This is a genomic window from Kitasatospora sp. MBT63 (assembly GCF_000710465.2).
Taxonomy (GTDB): domain Bacteria; phylum Actinomycetota; class Actinomycetes; order Streptomycetales; family Streptomycetaceae; genus Kitasatospora.
Genome location: NZ_JAIZ01000738.1, coordinates 16637 through 18995, shown reverse-complemented (window position 1 = coordinate 18995; position 2359 = coordinate 16637). Strand labels below are relative to the sequence as shown.

General features: G+C 70.7%; 3 protein-coding genes and 1 pseudogene. 2 read left to right on the top strand and 2 right to left on the bottom strand.

Features of this window, described 5'->3' with window-relative positions; genetic code table 11:
• A pseudogene (locus tag AA75_RS38280) lies at positions 1 to 552 on the top strand (glutamine amidotransferase); the annotation flags it as partial.
• 461 nt (positions 553 to 1013) lie between these two features.
• The gene (locus AA75_RS38275; protein ID WP_149038627.1) at positions 1014 to 1502 is read left to right on the top strand and encodes a hypothetical protein; all 489 of its coding nucleotides are present in this window, start codon (positions 1014 to 1016) and stop codon (positions 1500 to 1502) included.
• Between the two features lie 62 nt (positions 1503 to 1564).
• Here the strand turns inward: AA75_RS38275 and AA75_RS38270 are convergent, their stop codons facing one another.
• Positions 1565 to 2242 (bottom strand): response regulator transcription factor, encoded by a 678-nt coding sequence (locus AA75_RS38270; protein WP_033825052.1) that lies wholly within the window; start codon positions 2240 to 2242, stop codon positions 1565 to 1567.
• A partial coding sequence (locus tag AA75_RS54205) for a hypothetical protein (protein ID WP_033825051.1) occupies positions 2242 to 2359 on the bottom strand: 118 nt, incomplete at its 5' end. The genes AA75_RS38270 and AA75_RS54205, both read right to left, overlap by 1 nt.

The following is a 2359-nucleotide window of genomic DNA, read 5'->3' as shown; positions in this document are numbered from 1 at the left end:
GGCTCGCTCGGCCACCGGGTCACCGTGCTCCGGTACGACACCCCGGGCCTGCGCGCGCTGGCGGCCGCGCACCGCGGCCCGCTGGTGCTCGGCCCCGGACCGGGCGACCCCGCGGACCCGGCCGACCCCAAGATGGCGCTGCTGCGGCCGATCGCCGCCGACGCGCTGGCCGCCGCCCGCTCCGGCAGCCGCGGCGCGCCACTGCTCGCGGTCTGCCTCAGCCACCAGCTGATCGCCCATCAGCTCGGCCTGCCACTGGTCCGCAAGGGCGTCCCCTACCAGGGGGCCCAGGAGAGCATCGACCTGTTCGGCACCCGGCGCACCGTCGGCTTCTACAGCACCTTCACCGCCCGCTGCACCGACGCCGAGGCGGCCCGCCTCGCGCTGGACTCCGTCGAGCTCTCCCGCGACCCGCTGACCGGCGACGTCCACGCGCTGCGCGGCCCGGGCTTCGCCACCCTCCAGTTCCACCCGGAGTCGGTCCTCACCCGCGAGGGCGTCGACATCGTCGCGGGACTGCTGCGGGCGGGAGCCGGCGTGGCCACCGGCTGATAATCCGTCAAGAATGTTTTCAGGATGCGGCATTGGCGAGAGTCGTTAATGCCGCCACCTCCACTCGCCAAAGGTGACACTGAGTCGCACATTGCCGAGACTTTGACCACAGTTGACCACCTCTTTGACCTATTTGGCACATCTCGCCACCCTTGATCCAATACAGACCGTCACGCTCAGCAATACCGCTCTGACACCCAGTTCGGCCGTCGACGAAGCTCCGCGAGCCCGCATTAAAAGATCTTAAGAATTTGGAACTGGGGCACAGTGGCACATACAGAGTGGAGGCGGTCCGCACGCGGCTGGCTGGCCGCCGCGGTGGCCGTAGGGGCACTCGTCGGTGCGGGGATCACTCCGGCGGTGGCGGCAACGGCCGCCGCCGGGGCTCCCGCCAACCCGGCGCCGTCGGGACCGGCCAAGGACAGCTCACCACCACGTCAGAGCTTCTCAAGGTGAACCGAATGCACCCAAAGACCAATCTTTCACTCCTGGTGGCCGCCCTCGCCACTGTCTTCGCAAGCTGCGCTTGCGACCCGATCGGCCAGAAGGCCGAAGCGCCGGTCTGTGCGAATTCCGTCCCTGACACGGCAGCGGCACCGTACTCAGTGCGGAGTCCGGCCGGGGTCGGGTCGATGACGTTCTGCGAAGCGGTGGTATCGGGGGACAAGCAGGCGGTCCTGGAATTCGAGGCGACGCCCGACATCACCACTGGATTCCTCATTTCTGTCGGGATGGATCGGGAGAAGTTCCAGCGGGACGAAGCCGGGCCGGCCGCGCTGCGCTCCACCGACACGCCGCTCACGATGCACTTCCACGATCCCGCGAACTTCACCATGGCGCACCATGCGGTCGAGCCGACGGTCGGCCAGTGCCTGGTCGACTACGTGGTCGTGCTGGAGGACCTCGGACCGAAGGAGGGTGTTCACATGGCCATGACCTGCACGACCTGACCCGGTGACGGGTTGGCCGCGCCCGGACCGGGATTTCCCGGTCCGGGCGCGGCCGTCCGCGGTCAGCGCAGGTCGTCGTCCAGCCCCTGTTCGATGGCGTAGCGGACCAGTTCGACGCGGTTGTGGAGCTGGAGCTTGCCGAGGGTGTTCTGGACGTGGTTCTGGACGGTGCGGTGCGAGAGCACCAGCCGTTCGGCGATCTGGCGGTACGACAGGCCCTTGGCCACCAGCCGCAGGACCTCGGTCTCCCGGCCGGTCAGCTGCGGGGCCGCGGGCGAGGCCGGGGCGGCGGGCTCGGCGGCCAGGCGGCGGAACTCGCCGAGCACCAGGCCGGCCAGGCCCGGGGTGAAGACCGGGTCGCCGGCGGCGGTGCGGCGGACGGCGTCGATCAGCTCCTCGCGGCCGGCGGACTTCACCAGGTACCCGGTCGCACCGGACTTCACGGCCTCCAGCACGTCGGCGTGCTCGCCGCTGGCGGAGAGCACCAGCACCCGCAGCGCCGGGTCGTGCCCCACCACCTGGCGGCACACCTCCACCCCGGGCAGGCTCGGCAGGTTGAGGTCGAGCACCAGCACCTGCGGCTGCGCCGCGCGGGCGCGCCGGACCGCCTCCTCGCCGTCGCCGGCGGTGGCGACCAGCGCGAACCCGGCCTCCGCGAGGTCCCGGGAGACCGCCTCCCGCCACATCGGATGGTCGTCGACCACCATCACCCGTACCGGTGGCTGCTGCTGGTCCGACATCAGTTCCCCTTCCTGGGCACCCGGAGTTCCACCTCCAGGCCCTCCCCCGGTGCCGAGTACAGCTCGGCGCTGCCCCCGAGGTCCAGCAGCCGTCCGCGGATCGACTGCGAGACGCCC